The sequence below is a fragment of the Butyrivibrio sp. DSM 10294 genome, from assembly GCF_028539135.1.
Lineage (GTDB): Bacteria > Bacillota > Clostridia > Lachnospirales > Lachnospiraceae > Butyrivibrio.
In genome coordinates this window covers 118,650-134,082 of record NZ_JANSWL010000077.1, presented here as the reverse complement: position 1 = coordinate 134,082, position 15,433 = coordinate 118,650, and the positions used below count along the sequence as shown (strand labels likewise).

Here is a 15,433-nt window from a genome sequence, read left to right as displayed (position 1 = left end):
TATAATTATACCACATTAATGACCCTTACAGTTTCTGTAACTTGGCAAAAGCAGCATACATAACCTTCTGCCCGCAGTCATCGAACATTACCGTAACCTTATAATCTCTTGGTCCTTTCTCAAGGGCAGTAACCGTTCCCACGCCATACTTCACATGGGAAACTCTGTCTCCCTCGCCGTAATCTGGCTGAGAAGTTGTAGTTGGCATTCCCTTGGAAAGGCCTGCCAATGAACCCTTGGTGTAAGTCTTGGCAGCTGAGGCGATGTATGGCTTGTCCTGAGGAACAGCTCTTGGCTTCACCGGTGCCGGTTTAGCCTTGATCTTGTAGGTATTGGCAAGCGGTGAACTGCCGCCGGTGTATCCTGTGCCGGGCTTGTAGGTACTCTTTATGCCGGATCTGCCACCGGAACCACTGACGGATGAGCTGCCTGCTCCATAGCCCTCCATGCCGCTCTCATAGGCCCCTCTTCCCTTGAAGGTGTACTCAACGCCGTCGTACTCATCTATAGAGTCATCGTCATCATCCATCATAAAAGAGGGCAACGACGAAGCTCTGGAGGTCTTCTCGATAAGGTCCCTTGGAATCTCATTTACAAATCTGCTGACATCATTAAAAAGAGTCTGTCCTCTAACCATTCTCCTCTTTGCATAGGTAAGGGTGAGGTGTCTCTTGGCTCTTGTGATTCCCACATAAGCAAGACGTCTCTCCTCCTCAATGGCCTCAGGATCTGCATCTTCGTTCTGCAAAGTCATGTAGCTGGGGAAAACGCCCTCTTCCATGCCCGCAAGATAAACATGTTCAAACTCAAGTCCCTTGGCGCTGTGAAGGGTCATAAGAAGAACCTTCTCGTTGTCCTCGCCTATTCTGTCGATGTCGGCAACCAGAGCAACTTCCTCCAAAAATCCCGTAAGGGAAGGAAGCTCTGTCTCCTCGTTCTCCTCATAGGCTGCTGCCTTGGAAATAAGTTCGTCCACGTTCTGGGCTCTGTCGTTATCGCCGCTGTCATCGTCATCATCCAGCGTCTTCAGATAGTCCATATATCCTATAGTATCGATCACATCCTTGATGAGTTCTTCAAGAGACATCATCTTCTGTCTGGTTCTGAAGGCCCTTATCATCGTAACGAAATCTGTCAGCTTGCTTGTACTTCTTGATACAGCCACGATCTGATCTGCTTCGCAGAGGGCGTCAAAAAAGGTTATCTGCCTCTCGTCAGCATAATTCTGAACGTAATCGATAGTTGTCCCGCCGATACCTCTCTTGGGAACATTAATTATTCTTTTAACAGCAACGTCGTCCCTGCCGCTGTCAATTACCTTGAGGTATGCGAGAATGTCCTTGATCTCACGCCTTGAATAGAAGTTGGTGCCGCCCACGATATCATATGGGATACCCTCGTGAACAAAGCGCTCCTCCAGAAGTCTCGACTGTGCATTGGTTCTGTACAAAACAGCGCAATCGCTGTAGGATAATTTGCCGTTTCTCTTGAGCTTGCCTATATCCGAAGCAATAAACTCTGCCTCGTCGTATCCGGTGTCAAACTGCATCAGCCTGGCCTTCTCTCCGTCCTTTTCATCGGTCCAAAGAGCCTTGTCCTTACGGCCATAGTTGTTTCTTATAACGGCATTTGCGGCATCCAGGATCTGCTGAGTGGATCTGTAATTCTGCTCCAGCTTGATCACCACAGCTTCAGGATATACCTTCTCAAAATCAAGGATATTCCTGATGTTGGCGCCTCTGAATCTGTAGATGCTCTGATCATCGTCGCCCACAACGCACAGGTTCCTGTACTTATCCGCCAGAAGCCTTATAAGCTCAAACTGCGCGGTGTTTGTGTCCTGATACTCATCCACCATGATGTACCTGAATCTCTCCTGATAGGAATCAAGCACGTCCGGATTGTTCTTGAACAGCTCCACCGTCTTCATGATAAGATCATCGAAATCCATGGCGTTGTTCTTTTTAAGAGCAAGCTGATACTCGGTATAGGCCTTGGAAATCTTGGCTTTGATAAAATCGTTCCCGGATACGGAAAAATACTCGTCCGGAGTAACCAGATTGTCCTTGCACCTCGAAATGCTGTTCATGATCTGCTTGAGCTTAAGCGTAGAGGTCTCAAGCTGATACTTTTTACAGATGTCCCTCATAAGAGTCTTGGAATCATCTGTGTCGTAGATGGTAAAATTGCTGTCGTAGCCCAGTCTGTCGGCATACCTTCTAAGAATCCTTACGCAGCTGGAGTGGAAGGTGGAGACCCAGATGCTCTCAGCACCAAAGCCTACAATCTTATCTACCCTCTCTCTCATCTCCCCCGCTGCCTTGTTGGTAAAGGTGATTGCCATAATATTCCAGGGGTTAACGCCGCAATCATCAATAAGATACGCAACACGATGTGTCAGGACTCTTGTTTTGCCGGAACCTGCTCCCGCCAGTATCAGCACCGGTCCGTCGGTCTGGAAAACCGCCTGTTTCTGCTGCGCATTAAGTGTATCGTTTATTCCCATTAAAAAATTCCTTTATTAGTCTCAGTTCTTTTTCTTTTGTTTCAATTCTTCCTTGGCCTTTGCTTTCTCCTCGGCATCCTTCTCGTTGATATTGTCAAGGATCTTCTCGATAAGAAGCTTTTTCACATAGACATCATAGGATAAAAGAGATACAAAGGAAAACATCTGCATTCTCTTTTTCTCCTCCTCTGACAGCTCCATATCATCAAAGGTGTGAAGTGACCTGTCGTATTTTTTCTTAAGATCCTCAATGAGGGGCTCCAGCTCCTCGTTCTGAAGATCATAGGCCGTGTTGTAGATCTTACTTAAGTTAAGCTCGTCGTCGCTGACATGAAATCTCTCCTTAAGCGGAGTGATCAGTGTCTGAATGTCATTGATGGACAAGATGCTCTTATAGTAATAAATGAAGATCAAAAGAATAAGATGATCCTTGGAGTACTTCTTCCTGACAGGTGGCGGAAGAAGGTCATTTTTGGCATAGTTATTGATCATGGTCTTGGTCAGCACCTTGTCGGTGTCAGGGTGCCTTGTGGTGCGGTTCAGGCGCTCAGACATAAAGGTGGTGAGCTGATCCATATACAGATCAATATTTGGCATCTCCTCCAAAGGAATCGCATCGATCCTCCCAAGGGATGCTATAACGCTGTTCATAAGATCATCATTATCTATAGTCATCTTCTTAAGTCTCCGTTAATTAAGCCTTGGCCTCCATGGCCTCTCGCCTCATTTCCCTTGCATTCTCAAGGGTAGTCTCAGTGAGTTTTTCTGCTCCGAGAAGTCTTGCGAGTTCGCCTGTGGAAGCATCTTCGTCAAGGGCATATATTCCTGTGACGGTTCTGCCATCATCAAGCCCCTTCTCAATCATAAAATGAGTATCCGCCATTGCGGCAATCTGTGGCAAATGGGTAATACAGATGATCTGGTGATCTTTGGCAAGGGTTCCCAGCTTGCGGGATACCTTCCATGCCGTCTTGCCGCTGATACCGGCATCTATCTCATCAAAAATAAGTGTGCTGATATCATCCTTGTCCGCAACGACAGTCTTAAGTGCCAGCATAATTCTGGACAGCTCACCGCCGCTGGCTATTTTTTCAAGAGGTCTGAGCTCCTCGCCGGGGTTGGTGGAAATCATAAATTCCACATCATCATACCCTCTGGAAGATACCTTTTCCTCATCACTTCTAACATCAATCTCAAATCTGACATCAAGGAAGTTAAGGTCAATAAGCGCCTCCTTAAGCTTATCCTTAAGGGATGCGGCGCCTTTTTTCCTTATGTCGGATATCTTCTTGCAAAGCTTCAAAACTTCCTCTTTTGAGGCCTCATATTCTCTTGACAGCTTGCTTCTGTACTCATCAAGGTCTGACAGCGTATCCAGTCTTTGCTGCTTCTCATCAAGGGCCTTCAAAACCGACTGAAGGCTTCCGCCGTACTTATCCTTCAGATGGTTGATAAGATTAAGTCTGTCCTCTGTGGTCTGAAACTCCTCATCGTCAAACTCCAGATCCTTGATATAGCCTGACAGAGACCTGTTGAAATCACTGAGAAGATTCTCCACATCTGAGAGCTGATCCAGAAGTCCCTGGAGCTCTTGATCATAGTAAGCAACCGATGACAATTCCCTTACGGCTCTTCCAATGATATCTGAGGCACTCTCCTCGGAATCCCCTGAGCCCGTCATGGCTGCTGCCGTATAGGCTGCCTCGGAGATCTTCCTGCTGTTGACCATCTTGTGGTAGGAGCTCTCAAGCTTCTCATCTTCGCCTATAACCACCGCAGCATCCGAGATTTCCTGAACTTCAAATTCCAGTAGTTCCTGCTCTCTTATCCTTGATGTTTCATCCATCTCGGTCTCGGAGAGTTTCTCGGAGATGTCCTTCATTTTTTTGTACTCATCGGAAAGATTATCAAACAGGTCCTTTAATCCATCCATACAATAATCATCAAGAATCTCCAAGTGTTTCTTTTTGTGAAGAAGTTCCTGATGATCATTTTGTCCGTGGATATTTATAAGAATGTTAGAGATTTCCTTGAGCTGTCTGGCTGTTACGGTCTCGCCGCCAACCTTGGACACGCTCCTATTTGGCATCAGCTTTCTCTGGATTGTAAGACTTCCGTCTTCTTCTATGGGAATGTCCATTTCCTCAAGAAGCTGTCTTTGAGCGTCACTTTCGATTCCGAAAGTCAGCTCAACCAATGCGTATTCCTCCCCGGTTCTTATAAGGCTACCGTCAGCCTTTCCTCCAAGGGCCAGATTAACTGAACCGATCACCACAGATTTACCTGCGCCGGTCTCACCGGTCAGTATATTCAGCCCCTTTCCAAACTCGATCTCCTGCTCCTTGATAAGAGCAAGATTTTTCACATGTAAAGTGTATAACATATAAACCTCATCCTTCTAGAAAATGAGTTCCCCGCCTTGCTTTTAAAAGCAAAATTTGTTGAAAAAATAAAGGTTAGCTTTCCTTTATCATTTTCTGCATATGTTCCATTACTTCCACTGCATCCTCATTGGTCTTAAGCGCCACCATGATGGTGTCATCACCGGCAATACATCCGAGAACCTGCGGAAAATCAAGCGCATCTATGGCTGTTGCAAGAGCCATAGCCATACCTGAAACGGTCCTTACAACAATCAGATTCTGAGCTGTGTCCATACTAAGATATCCGGCCTTGAGAACGCTGACGTACTTATCCTGCATAACATCACTGTCTGCTGTAGTATATACATACTTCTGTCTTCCGTCCTCTGTTACCTGCTTGGTAAGCTTCATCTGTCTGATGTCTCTGGACACTGTGGCCTGAGTTACATCATAACCTGCCTGCTTAAGAAGGCAGGCAAGCTGCTCTTGAGTCTCAACTACATTTTTGGCGATAATTTCGATAATCTTATCGTGTCTGTTCCTCTTCATTAATAGTTTCCCTTCCTTCTATCCTTCTATCATTTATCAAACTTTTTACCGAGTACCTCAATAAAGCTGACTCTGTTAAGTTTGATTATCTTTGTTGTTTTCTTAGACTTTATGACCTCAATCCTGTCTCCGGTCTTAAGGTCTATCACTCCGCTTCCGTCAAAAGAAGCTATGACATTCTGAACACCGTTATCTCTCCCGGGGCCTATCTCAATAGATATCTTGGTATCAGCAGAAAGCACCATACTCCTGGAATTCAGGGTATGCGAGCATATAGGTGTTACCAGTATCATGTGCGCTGATGGCTCCACTATCGGGCCGCCGGCAGACATATTGTAACCGGTGGAACCTGTGGGCGTTGAGATTATCACTCCGTCTGCATGATAATTGGCAAGAAGAAGATCATTGATGTAGATATTAAAGTTAATTACCTGAATCGCCGAGCATCTGGTAACTACAATGTCATTTAAGGCATAGTCCTTTTTCTCGCCGATACTGCCCTTGATCATCATCCTGTCTTCGATATGGTAATTACCGGAGAGAATTCGTTCAAGAGCCTCATCAATGCCGCTTTTTTCGACCTCCGCAAGATATCCCATGGTGCCAAGATTGACGCCGATTATTGGAATATCCAGGAAAGCAATACTTCTTGCCGCCTGCAGCATTGTACCATCTCCGCCAAGCACGATCACACAGTCGCTGGATTCCGGGATAGTGCTCATAAACTTCCTGGCACCTGTAGTATCAGCAGGGTTCTTCAGATCCTCCGCTATATCACAGGTCTTGCCATGAGCCTTAAGGTAATCCCTGATATAATGCGTAACCGAAAGGTCCGCATCTTTGCTCTTATTGGTAACTATGCAAAAGTGTTCCATACTTATACATCCAGATTTCCATGGGCTGCTGCCACAGTTCTTGTTATCAGTTCTTCCATTCCCTCAGTACGGGAAAAACCGGTCTTTTCCGCCTCAATTTCCCGAAGAAGCTTCTCGCCCTCAGCTTCGGTAAGCTCTGCAACCTGCAGATTCATCTCCGGGTCTTTTTGAATATGTACAAGGTACTCGATATTCCCTTCAGGTCCCTTGATCGGAGAAAAATCAAGATGCAGAACTTTAAAACCTGCTATCTTAGTAAAATCCACAATTCTGTGAACAACTTCCTCGTGAACCTTAGGATCTCGTACAACGCCCTTCTTACCTACCTTCTCCTTGCCGGCCTCAAACTGGGGCTTAATAAGGCACACCATCTCTCCGCCGTCCTTAAGAAGTCTTCTGGCAGGAAGAAGAATCTTGGTAAGTGATATAAAAGAAACGTCACAGGATGCAAAATCCAGATCATCTCCGATATCATCCCTTACCATATATCTGAAGTTGGTCTTCTCCATGCAGACCACTCTGTCATCGCTTCTAAGCTTCCAGTCCAGCTGTCCGTGACCTACGTCCACGGAATATACCTTGACTGCGCCGTTTTGCAGCATGCAGTCTGTAAAGCCCCCGGTGGAGGCTCCGATATCCATGCACACTTTATCTTTTAAAGAAAAATCAAAATTTTTGACCGCCTTCTCCAGCTTAAGACCGCCTCTGCTGACATAGGGAAGCTTCTCTCCTCTTACCTCCAGCGATGTGATCTTTTCTTCGGAAAAAGTGGTTCCCGGCTTGTCCTCACGCTGGCCGTTGACAAAAACATCACCTGCCATAATAAGAGTCTTGGCCTTCTCCCTTGAAGGTGCAAGTCCTCTCTCAACCAAAAGGACATCCAGTCTTTCTTTATCCTTAGCCATATATCACCTTTGTATTTCTCTCAAAACTTTTTCTGCTATGGAATCAGCATCTATTCCAAGTTCTTCCCTCAATCTGTCAACACTTCCGTGGGTAACAAACTTATCGGGGATAGCAATCTGAAGAACGCTTGCATCAAGTCTGTGCTCATCGATGTAGGCTCTTACCTTCTCGCCAAAGCCGCCGCTTGCCACATTCTCCTCCATCGTCACAAACAGCTTGTGATCTCTGGATGCAAGATGTATATACTCTGTGTCGATGGGCTTAACGAATCTGGCATTTACAAGTGAACATCTGATTCCGTTATTTTTTAATATATCTCTGACCTTCTCAGCTATCTTGACCATGGAGCCGACAGCCATGAGGCATACATCCTTCTCTTCATAGATAGGCTCGCATTTGCCAAGTTCTATCGGTGCTCTGTACTCAGACAGTCCGTCATAGGCATTGCCCCTGGGATATCTGACTGCAACCGGTGATCCAAGGTTAACTGCGAATTTAAGCATATCCGACAGCTCCCACTTGTTCTTGGGCGCCATGATAGTCATATTGGGCATGGAGGACAGATAGGACAGATCAAAGATACCCTGATGGGTCTCACCGTCGCTTCCGACAAGTCCCGCCCTGTCTATTGCAAAAGTAACCGGCAGGTTCTGCAGACATACATCTTCAAGTATCTGATCATATGCCCTCTGCAAAAATGACGAATACACAGCAAAAACAGGCTTGTATCCACCCGTAGCAAGTCCCGCCGCATAGGTAACGGCATGCTCTTCGGCAATACCGGCATCCACAAATCTGTCAGGATACATATTCCTGAATCTCTTAAGTCCTGTGCCGTCAGCCATGGCTGCTGTGATGGCAACCACCTTCTCATCCCTGGCACCGAGCTTGCACATAACGGTGCTGAAAATATCCTGATAATTGGCTGTGGTCCTTGGATTTTTCGGAAGTCCGTTTTCCACGATAAAAGGCTCCGTGCCGTGGAATCTTGCGGGATGTCTCTCCGCAGGCTCATAGCCCTTGCCCTTCTTGGTCATAACGTGGATCATGACAGCCTTTTTGACCTTCCTTGCTTCCTTGATGGTCTTAACAAGTGCTGCGGTATTATGACCGTCTACAGGGCCAAGATAAGTTATTCCAAGGTTCTCGAAGACCATCCCCGGAATAAAGAGCTGTTTAAAACTGTTCTTGGCTCGCCTGATGCCATCTACCATCTTGGGATTGGAGTTACGAAGCTGCTCATACACATCCCATTTAAGATTAAGATATCCTTCTGCTGTGCGGACAGAATCGAGGTATTTCCTCATTCCTCCAACGCTCTCCGAAATGGACATCTCATTGTCGTTCAGAATAATAATATAATTGGTCTCCAGCTTGGCTGCATTGTTCAGCGCCTCATAGGCAAGACCTCCAGTAAGCGATCCATCTCCGATTACGGAAACAACCGCATAATCATCTCCCTGCAGATCTCTTGCCTTAACCATTCCAAGGCCTGCGGAGATAGATGTTGAACTGTGTCCTGTGTCAAAACAGTCTGTATCACTTTCGCATCTCTTTGGAAAACCGCTGATTCCGCCGAACTGCCTGATCGTATCGAATTTGTCCTTCCTTCCCGTAAGAAGCTTGTGTGTATAGGACTGATGTCCCACATCCCAGATGATCTTATCCTTGGGAAGATCCAAAGCCACATGAAGAGCCATGGTAAGCTCCACGGTTCCAAGATTGGAAGCAAGATGTCCGCCTGTTACCGATATATGCTCTATAAGAAAGTCCCTGATCTCCTGTGCCAGCTCGGGGTACTTGGATTGTGGGATTTCCTTTATGTCACCGGTCTTATTTATTTCATCAAGAAGCATTTTTTCGCTCCTTTCCCCTGTAATCACTTGTTTCTGTATATAAGATACTCAAACAGCCCGTCAAGGAAACTGTCTCCAAAGCCCAGCTCCGACAATATGGCTGAGGCCTCGTCCGACATCTGCTTAACCTTATTCCTGGCCTCTTCCATGCCATAGAGACTGACATAGGTTGTCTTGTTATTCTTCTCATCGGAACCTATGGGTTTACCAAGTTCCTCCTGATTGCCGACAATATCCAGAATATCATCTTGAATCTGGAATGCGATTCCAACGTTGCTGCCAGCTCTCTCCATCATATCGACCTGCTTTTTATCAGCGCCGCCAAGAATAGCTCCCACCATAAGTGAGGATTCTATTAAGGCTCCGGTCTTGTTTTCGTCAATGTAAGCAAGAACATCCTTCATATCGGCGCTGCCAAGATCGGCATTCTCCGCCATTATATCAGCGCACTGTCCGCCCACCATTCCATAGATTCCCGCCTTGGTTGCAAGGACTTCAAGAGCTGATAAAAATCTGTTCTTGTTCTCTCCGTCGTAGGAAGGCAGTTCCTTTCCTGTAAGGGCTCCCTTCACCGCTGTCTCGAATGCAAAATTAAGAAGTCCGTCTCCCGCAAGAGTAGCCATTCCAGCGCCATATACTGCGTGTGTGGTCTTCCTTCCCCTTCTGTACTCGTCATTGTCCATACAGGGAAGATCATCGTGCACCAGAGAATAGGTATGTATCATCTCAATGGCAGCCATAAAAGGCTCCACCACACTCTCATCTCCATTGCCGGAAAAAAGCCTGTAGGACTCCAGCATCATTACGGGTCTCAGGCGCTTGCCTCCAGCCATAAGGCTGTAATTCATAGCCTCGATAACTCTCTTTGCGTAGCCCTCCTCGGCGGGTAAAAATCTCTTAAGTACATCCTCTACGTGGGATGCTCTGGCCAGGAGCTGTTTTTCAAAAATCTGATCTGCCATTTACTCAAAATCCTCCAGACTTCCGTCCTCGGATATTTTCTGAACCTTCTGTTCCACCACTGCAATAGCTTCGTGGCAGCTCTTTAACAGCTTCATTCCCTCCTGATATTCCTTGAAGGAATCCTCCAGAGTAATATCCTCATCCTCAAGGGCTCTTATCTTCTCTTCTATTTTCTTGAAAGCTTCTTCTACAGAGAAGCTCTGCTCTTCTTCAACTGCTTTTTTTCTGGTTGCCATATGGTCGTCCTCAGTTTCTGTCTATTTGACGGCTCCCTGTAACTGTTGCCTCTATGACGCCGTCGGTGACGTATACTTTAATATCATCTCCCTTGGATACATCCCCTGTGTTTCTGATGTTCCTACCCTCGTCATCGGTGGTGTAGGAATATCCGCCTTTTAGTCTGTCCAAAGGAGAAAGCCCCTTAAGTTTCTCAATATCCAGGTCCAGCCTGTGTCTTAAGGATATCAGACGCCTATCCATAAGCGCCTTCAACGTATCTTCAAACTGATCCATGCGAAGATACTGCTCTTTTATCTTACCTGCGGGACTAAGGAGCCTGAGCGTCTCATAGAAGCGCTCTGACTTGTACTTGTACCCGCTAATTTTCCTATCCATATTTTTATACAGGATCGCTGAATAATCCTCCAGATCCTGCACAAATCTTCTGTATTCAAAAACCGCAAGCTCTGCCGCTGCTGAAGGTGTAGGTGCCCTTCGGTCCGACACAAAGTCTGCAATCGTGGTATCTGTTTCATGTCCTACTGCTGAAATAATAGGGATGGGGCAGTCAAAAATAGCCTGTGCGACTATCTCCTCGTTGAAAGCCCATAAATCTTCTATGGAACCTCCACCTCGTCCAACGATGATAACATCGACCTGCTTGGAAGCTAAGGTCTCTATGCCCCTGACAATACTCTCAGCGGCCTGATCACCCTGAACAATGGCAGGATAAAGAATAATCTGAATATGCGGATTTCGCCGCGTCGCCACATTGATTATGTCGCGAACTGCTGCTCCGGTGGGAGCGGTCACAACGCCGAGAGTTCTTATAAATGCCGGAATAGGCTGTTTGTAATCCTGCGCAAACATGCCCTGTTCCTCTAGCTTTTTCTTTAACTCCTCATACCTTTCATAGAGAGCACCGGCGCCGTCAAGCTCAATCTGCCTTACATAGAGCTGATACTTGCCGTCTCTCTCATAAACGGTAACCGAACCGGATGCCTTAACCTGCTGGCCTTCCTTCATTCGAAATTTGAGCCCGCCCCGCTCGGCATCCGAGCGAAACATGACGCAGGAAATAGCCCCTCCGGCATCCTTAAGCGTAAAATAGATATGACCGGAGGAATGATACTTACAATTGCTCACCTCTCCTTTGATCGTTATTGATCTGAGGAGAAAATCCTGAGCAAACATATTTTTTACATATGCATTAACCTGTGTGACTGTATATTCACTGCGCAAATTTAGCTAACACTCCGTTTACGAAAGCGGGTGAACCGTCCTGTCCATATTTCTTGGCAAGCTCTACCGCCTCGTTAATAGCAACTCCTGTGGGTACGGACTCGTCATATTTGATCTCGTACACAGCAAGTCTTATTATGGTGAGATCCACCTTAGCCATGCGACCGGTGTCCCATCCTGAAGTCTTGTCATTTATAGCTGCATCGATCTCTTCCAGCTTCTCGGCAATCTTCTCATATTTATCTCTGATATAATCCGCATCTGACTTGGAGAACTCAGTGTCACCTGTTGTGGCAAACAGCTCTTCCTGCTCGGGCATATCTTCAATCGGATTAAATTCTACGCGAAAAAGAAGCTCAAATATCTTCTCTCGCAGCATACTTCTATTCATCATATTTTCCATTCCTAATCAGTAAAAAAGGTTGTTACGGTTCATGACTTGGGCATTGTAATGCCGGCAATCCTTACATTGACGTCGGTAACCTGAAGCCCTGTCATATTCTCGATGGCGGTCTGAACTCTGGTCTGAACCTGTTGGCAGGTAGCCGGAATATTGTAGCCGTAAGCCATCATAAGTGCAAGATCAACCTTAACCTCAGAAGCTGCAAGTGCTACCTTGGCACCCTTGTTCAGGTTCTTCCTGCCGACCTTCTCAAGAACATCGCTGGTATAATTGCCTGCCATAGCTGATACTCCGTCAACCTCAAGAGCTGCCAGAGCTGCGATTCTTGCAACTACGTCATCTGCAATCTTAACTGTTCCAACCTCTGCTAATTCTTTTCCCATTATTAGTACCTCGCATAAGTATTGTATGTATCAAGAATGTATAAACATACAAAAATAGTATAACATATTACAGCCAGAATATCATAGTTTTGGTATCGGCAAATGTAGTATAAGAAACCGTACCGGTTTCATCATGTAGATAATCAAACACTCCCCTCTCGGTGATAAGCATCTGAAAAAGTGCATCATACACAGCGTCGGAAGCACATTTGATAGTCACATTCTCACTTCCGTCTGCATAACGCCTCTCAAAAAGATCTCTCACCAGAGCTGGTTCAGCATAGGTAAAATATTCGTCCTCACGAACATAATAATTGTCCTTCATGCTGTTACAGGTAGGCATATAGATAAGATCCGAGATCTGGTGATTCCTGCTGATCTCCTGCGTGGAAACATTGAGATAATCATAGTTCACGGAAGGGAACTTGGTGGAATCCGCCGACTCTCCCGAAGAAGTCTGATAAGAAGCATCTCCCCAGGTTACATCCATGTAATAATACGCATCGTTACACAGAACCAGATTCCAGGCGTGCCGAACTCCCGTTGAATTCTTGGTTGTAACGGTTCCCGTAACCAGTGTGCAGGGAATACCCAGCTTGTTAAGAATAAGCTGCGCCGCCTTGGAATAACCGTTGCAGACACTTCTGCCGTCTATAAATACTGAGCAGATATTCTGGTTATCTCCGGCGTCCACATCATATTCTGTATTGTTTATGATATAGTCATAAACATATTTGATCGCATAATAGTCATCGGTAGAAGAAGGTGCGCCGGCCAGGCAAGCGTTAACGGATTCGTTGATCAGTTGCTGCCTTCTATCCACTTCATCCTTGTCATACAGGTAATTGCCTGTGAAGGTGATCTTGGTAATAACATTATCCAGGGTGTAATTGGTATACTGATATCCGTCCACATAGAAGATCTCGGGATGATCCGTCATTACATAGTCAAAAACCAATTCGATGGCATCATCGCTGGTGGTTGACACCAGAATATCCTTTCCCATCCCCTGCATAATAAGAAGAAGCTCAGCATAGAGAGTCTTGCCGGAATCGGTAAGCCTCTCATAGGCATAATTGCCCTCCTGCTGCCTCTTTACAGATTCAAGATTTGCCTCAGTGATGCCGATTTCCTCCCTGGCAGCCTTGAGCTTCTCATCCGTATCGGAATCCTTAAGCTTCCTGTAGCTGGACATAAAGGAAGAATCTGCGTGACCGACATCCTCGTCCCGTTCCCTGTCCTGGGATAGTACAGCTCCGTCGTTCATCCCGGAAGCCGTCTCCGCCATGGCAGCGGCATCCTCATTGTCCACCTCGTAGGTTACAGCAACCGAATCAGCCGGAATATCCTCGGATACAACATAGGACTGTTCATGTGAAGAAATCACCCCTTCTTCATATTCATCGGGATTTTTGACTCCTATATCCTCCAGATACTGATTCCATGCTTCCCCGCAGCCTGTCAGAGCACTGACAGCAATAATAACACTGCTCATTAAGGCAGTGACTTTTTTAAATCCATAATGCCTTTTAAGCAAATATTTTCCCCTCAAAAAATAGAATTTAGTTCTTCTTGAATTCGGAGAGAACAAGCCCCTTATTTCTCTCCATTGTCATGCCGACGCTCCATTCGTTAATAAACAAAAGAAGCGGTCTGTCGTGCATATCCTTGATCTTCTTCATATCGGAAGTGCCCACAAGCGCAGACATATCCACGTCCTCGTTATCTACCCATCTGATATATTCATAAGGGAGACTTTCAAGTATTATGTCTACATTGTACTCGCTCTCAAGTCTGAATTTCAAGACATCAAACTGAAGAACACCGACAACGCCGACGATGATCTCTTCAAGTCCGGTATTGAACTCCTGAAAAATCTGAATAGCGCCTTCCTGAGCAATCTGGGTGATACCCTTGACGAACTGCTTACGCTTCATGGTATCAACCTGTCTTACCCTTGCGAAATGCTCGGGAGCGAAGGTAGGAATTCCCTCATAAACAATGTTTTCCTTGGGCATACAAACAGTATCTCCGATTGAGAAAATACCGGGATCAAATACACCCATGATATCTCCGGCATAGGCTTCGCTTAAGATCTTTCTCTCATCAGCCATAAGCTGCTGAGGCTGGGAAAGACGCATTACCTTGCCGCTCTGTACATGCTTAACTTCCTTGTCTGCATCATATCTTCCGGAGCAGATACGCATAAATGCAACTCTGTCTCTGTGGGCCTTGTTCATGTTGGCCTGGATCTTGAATACAAATGCAGAAAACTCTCTCTCAAGAGGATCAATAACCTCTCCGTCAGCTGAAGTTCTGCCTGTGGGAGGTGTAGCCATCTTGAGGAAGTGATGAAGGAAGAGCTCAACTCCGAAGTTCTGAAGAGCAGATCCGAAAAATACCGGTGTGAGCTGCCCTGCTCTTACAGCCTCAAGATCATACTCAGCTCCTGCTCCGTCCAAAAGCTCGATCTCACCTACAAGCTTGTCGTAAGCATCCTGTCCGATCTCGCTGTCAATGGCAGCCTTATCGTCAAGGCTGATGATGGTCTCTTTACCTTCCTTGGTTCCCTTCTGGGTCTCTGAGAAGGTTACGATATGTCCCTCTCTTCTGTCATAGATACCCTTGAAGCCCTTACCTGAACCGATAGGCCAGTTCATAGGACATGTGGCGATACCAAGGTTGTTCTCGATATCATCGAGAAGATCAAAGGTGTCCATGGCATCACGATCCAGCTTGTTGATAAAGGTAAAGATTGGAATATGGCTCATGGCGCAGACCTTGAAGAGTTTTCTGGTCTGAGCCTCAACACCCTTACTTGCATCTATTACCATGACAGCAGAATCCGCTGCCATAAGTGTTCTGTAGGTATCTTCAGAGAAATCCTGGTGACCCGGTGTATCAAGAATGTTGATACAGCATCCCTCAAAATTAAACTGAAGAACTGAAGATGTAACGGAAATACCTCTCTGTTTCTCAATCTCCATCCAGTCAGATACCGCATGTCTTGCGGTGGCCTTACCCTTAACGCTGCCGGCCATGTTGATGGCTCCGCCGTAGAGAAGGAATTTCTCGGTAAGTGTTGTCTTACCTGCGTCAGGGTGGGAAATGATGGCAAAGGTACGTCTCTTATTTATTTCATTAATTGTTTCTTTTGTATTACTCATA

The 15,433-nt window shown here is 46.0% G+C and carries 14 protein-coding genes; all 14 read right to left on the bottom strand.

What is annotated here, in order from left to right; genetic code table 11:
• Positions 1 to 25: 25 nt before the first annotated feature.
• Positions 26 to 2,506 carry an ATP-dependent helicase gene (locus NXH67_RS09750; RefSeq protein WP_272797263.1) on the bottom strand — a complete coding sequence of 827 codons (2,481 nt, stop codon included), beginning with the start codon at positions 2,504 to 2,506 and terminating at the stop codon, positions 26 to 28.
• A 21-nt stretch (positions 2,507 to 2,527) separates the two neighbouring features.
• Positions 2,528 to 3,181, bottom strand: coding sequence for a DUF1836 domain-containing protein (locus NXH67_RS09745; protein ID WP_022776904.1), 654 nt, complete (start codon positions 3,179 to 3,181; stop codon positions 2,528 to 2,530).
• A 19-nt stretch (positions 3,182 to 3,200) separates the two neighbouring features.
• Positions 3,201 to 4,889, bottom strand: coding sequence for a DNA repair protein RecN (recN, locus tag NXH67_RS09740; protein WP_272797262.1), 1,689 nt, complete (start codon positions 4,887 to 4,889; stop codon positions 3,201 to 3,203).
• A 73-nt stretch (positions 4,890 to 4,962) separates the two neighbouring features.
• Positions 4,963 to 5,418: an arginine repressor gene (locus NXH67_RS09735; RefSeq protein ID WP_272797261.1), complete on the bottom strand. Its 456-nt coding sequence runs from the start codon at positions 5,416 to 5,418 to the stop codon at positions 4,963 to 4,965.
• Positions 5,419 to 5,447: 29 nt separating this feature from the next.
• Positions 5,448 to 6,293 carry an NAD(+)/NADH kinase gene (locus NXH67_RS09730; protein WP_022776907.1) on the bottom strand — a complete coding sequence of 282 codons (846 nt, stop codon included), beginning with the start codon at positions 6,291 to 6,293 and terminating at the stop codon, positions 5,448 to 5,450.
• Positions 6,294 to 6,295: 2 nt separating this feature from the next.
• Positions 6,296 to 7,198: a TlyA family RNA methyltransferase gene (locus tag NXH67_RS09725; protein WP_272797260.1), complete on the bottom strand. Its 903-nt coding sequence runs from the start codon at positions 7,196 to 7,198 to the stop codon at positions 6,296 to 6,298.
• A gap of 3 nt (positions 7,199 to 7,201) precedes the next feature.
• Positions 7,202 to 9,055 (bottom strand): 1-deoxy-D-xylulose-5-phosphate synthase, encoded by a 1,854-nt coding sequence (gene dxs, locus NXH67_RS09720; protein WP_022776909.1) that lies wholly within the window; start codon positions 9,053 to 9,055, stop codon positions 7,202 to 7,204.
• A 23-nt stretch (positions 9,056 to 9,078) separates the two neighbouring features.
• Positions 9,079 to 10,017: a polyprenyl synthetase family protein gene (locus NXH67_RS09715; RefSeq protein ID WP_272797259.1), complete on the bottom strand. Its 939-nt coding sequence runs from the start codon at positions 10,015 to 10,017 to the stop codon at positions 9,079 to 9,081.
• On the bottom strand, positions 10,018 to 10,254 hold the full coding sequence (gene xseB / locus NXH67_RS09710; RefSeq protein WP_022776911.1) for an exodeoxyribonuclease VII small subunit: 237 nt from the start codon (positions 10,252 to 10,254) through the stop codon (positions 10,018 to 10,020).
• Between the two features lie 10 nt (positions 10,255 to 10,264).
• Complete coding sequence (gene xseA, locus NXH67_RS09705; protein WP_442870186.1) at positions 10,265 to 11,431, bottom strand: exodeoxyribonuclease VII large subunit; 1,167 nt, start codon at positions 11,429 to 11,431, stop codon at positions 10,265 to 10,267.
• Positions 11,432 to 11,468: 37 nt separating this feature from the next.
• Positions 11,469 to 11,870 carry a transcription antitermination factor NusB gene (gene nusB, locus NXH67_RS09700; protein ID WP_022776913.1) on the bottom strand — a complete coding sequence of 134 codons (402 nt, stop codon included), beginning with the start codon at positions 11,868 to 11,870 and terminating at the stop codon, positions 11,469 to 11,471.
• A 41-nt stretch (positions 11,871 to 11,911) separates the two neighbouring features.
• Complete coding sequence (locus NXH67_RS09695; protein WP_272797257.1) at positions 11,912 to 12,265, bottom strand: Asp23/Gls24 family envelope stress response protein; 354 nt, start codon at positions 12,263 to 12,265, stop codon at positions 11,912 to 11,914.
• Positions 12,266 to 12,332: 67 nt separating this feature from the next.
• Positions 12,333 to 13,760, bottom strand: coding sequence for a transglutaminase domain-containing protein (locus NXH67_RS09690; RefSeq protein ID WP_272797256.1), 1,428 nt, complete (start codon positions 13,758 to 13,760; stop codon positions 12,333 to 12,335).
• Between the two features lie 67 nt (positions 13,761 to 13,827).
• Positions 13,828 to 15,432, bottom strand: coding sequence for a peptide chain release factor 3 (locus NXH67_RS09685; protein WP_022776916.1), 1,605 nt, complete (start codon positions 15,430 to 15,432; stop codon positions 13,828 to 13,830).
• Between the last annotated feature and the right edge of the window lies 1 nt (position 15,433).

What these genes read in the sequence shown, in the direction of transcription:
- NXH67_RS09685 (WP_022776916.1), bottom strand. Translation starts at nt 15,432, where the DNA reads ATGAGTAATACAAAAGAAACAATTAATGAAATAAATAAGAGACGTACC.
- NXH67_RS09730 (WP_022776907.1), bottom strand. Translation starts at nt 6,293, where the DNA reads ATGGAACACTTTTGCATAGTTACCAATAAGAGCAAAGATGCGGACCTT.
- nusB (WP_022776913.1), bottom strand. Translation starts at nt 11,870, where the DNA reads ATGAATAGAAGTATGCTGCGAGAGAAGATATTTGAGCTTCTTTTTCGC.
- NXH67_RS09725 (WP_272797260.1), bottom strand. Translation starts at nt 7,198, where the DNA reads ATGGCTAAGGATAAAGAAAGACTGGATGTCCTTTTGGTTGAGAGAGGA.
- NXH67_RS09695 (WP_272797257.1), bottom strand. Translation starts at nt 12,265, where the DNA reads ATGGGAAAAGAATTAGCAGAGGTTGGAACAGTTAAGATTGCAGATGAC.
- xseB (WP_022776911.1), bottom strand. Translation starts at nt 10,254, where the DNA reads ATGGCAACCAGAAAAAAAGCAGTTGAAGAAGAGCAGAGCTTCTCTGTA.
- NXH67_RS09715 (WP_272797259.1), bottom strand. Translation starts at nt 10,017, where the DNA reads ATGGCAGATCAGATTTTTGAAAAACAGCTCCTGGCCAGAGCATCCCAC.
- NXH67_RS09690 (WP_272797256.1), bottom strand. Translation starts at nt 13,760, where the DNA reads ATGAGCAGTGTTATTATTGCTGTCAGTGCTCTGACAGGCTGCGGGGAA.
- xseA (WP_442870186.1), bottom strand. Translation starts at nt 11,431, where the DNA reads ATGTTTGCTCAGGATTTTCTCCTCAGATCAATAACGATCAAAGGAGAG.
- NXH67_RS09735 (WP_272797261.1), bottom strand. Translation starts at nt 5,418, where the DNA reads ATGAAGAGGAACAGACACGATAAGATTATCGAAATTATCGCCAAAAAT.
- recN (WP_272797262.1), bottom strand. Translation starts at nt 4,889, where the DNA reads ATGTTATACACTTTACATGTGAAAAATCTTGCTCTTATCAAGGAGCAG.
- dxs (WP_022776909.1), bottom strand. Translation starts at nt 9,055, where the DNA reads ATGCTTCTTGATGAAATAAATAAGACCGGTGACATAAAGGAAATCCCA.
- NXH67_RS09750 (WP_272797263.1), bottom strand. Translation starts at nt 2,506, where the DNA reads ATGGGAATAAACGATACACTTAATGCGCAGCAGAAACAGGCGGTTTTC.
- NXH67_RS09745 (WP_022776904.1), bottom strand. Translation starts at nt 3,181, where the DNA reads ATGACTATAGATAATGATGATCTTATGAACAGCGTTATAGCATCCCTT.